The sequence below is a fragment of the Streptomyces lasiicapitis genome (genome assembly GCF_014646335.1).
Classification (GTDB): Bacteria; Actinomycetota; Actinomycetes; order Streptomycetales; family Streptomycetaceae; genus Streptomyces; species Streptomyces lasiicapitis.
The window spans coordinates 1-953 of record NZ_BMNG01000044.1; the positions used below are offsets into that span (position 1 = coordinate 1).

Annotated in this window: 1 protein-coding gene; it reads left to right on the forward strand. The window is 68.1% G+C overall.

What is annotated here, in order from left to right; translation table 11 throughout:
* Positions 1-34: 34 nt before the first annotated feature.
* On the forward strand, positions 35-953 hold a 919-nt coding region (locus IEY91_RS41440; protein WP_229697757.1), incomplete at its 3' end, for a sensor histidine kinase.

Sequence of the window (953 nt, forward strand, 5' to 3'; positions counted from 1 at the left end):
GGTGCGGCGGGTGTGGCCGTTGGTGGTGTTGGGTGTGGCGACGGTGTCGGCGGTGTTGATGTCGTTGTCGGTGTGGTGGGTGCCGGGGTTGTTGGTGACGTCGGTGGATGGGTCGGGGGTGTGGGTGCCGTTGGCTGCGCCGTTTGCGGCGTATTCGGCGGTGGTGTATTCGTCGCGGCCGCGGGGTGCGTGGGTGTTGACGGGTGTGTTGACGTTGGTGGCGACGCGGTTGTGGGAGTTGTCGTTCGCGGTGGCGGCGTCGGGGGTGTTGTTGACGGCGGTGCCGGCGTTGTTGGGGATGTATGTGGCGGCGCGGCGGGGGTTGATTGTGGCGTTGACGGAGCGGGCGGAGCGGGCGGAGCGGGAGCAGTTTTTGTTGGCGGAGCGGGCGCGTGCGGAGGAGCGGGTGCGTTTGGCGGGGGAGATGCATGATGTGGTGACGCATCGGGTGTCGTTGATGGTGTTGCAGGCGGGGGCGTTGCGGGTGGTGTCTTCGGATGAGCGGGTGCGTGCGGAGGCGGAGGGGTTGCGGGCTGCGGGGTGTCAGGCGTTGGAGGAGTTGAGGGATTTGGTGGGGGTGCTGCGGTCGCCGGAGAGTGCGGTGGGGTTGGTGGAGTCGGGGGTCGGGTCGTCGGGGGTCTCTTCGGGTGTGGGGGTGGGTGATTGGGGGTTGTCGGTGTTGGTGGAGGAGTGTCGGGCGGTGGGGGTTGAGGTGGAGTTGTCTGAGTCGGGGGATCGTTCGGTGTCGTCTCCGGTGGTGGCGCGGACGGCGTATCGGATTGTGCAGGAGGCGTTGACGAATGTGCGGAAGCACGCTCCGGGGAGTGGGGTGCGGGTGGAGGTGCGGTATGAGGCGGATCGGGTGCGGTTGAGGGTGCGGAATTCGGCGCCGACGGCGGTGGTGGACCGGGAGTTGGCGTCGTCGGGTTCGGGGAGTGGGTTGAAGGGGTTGC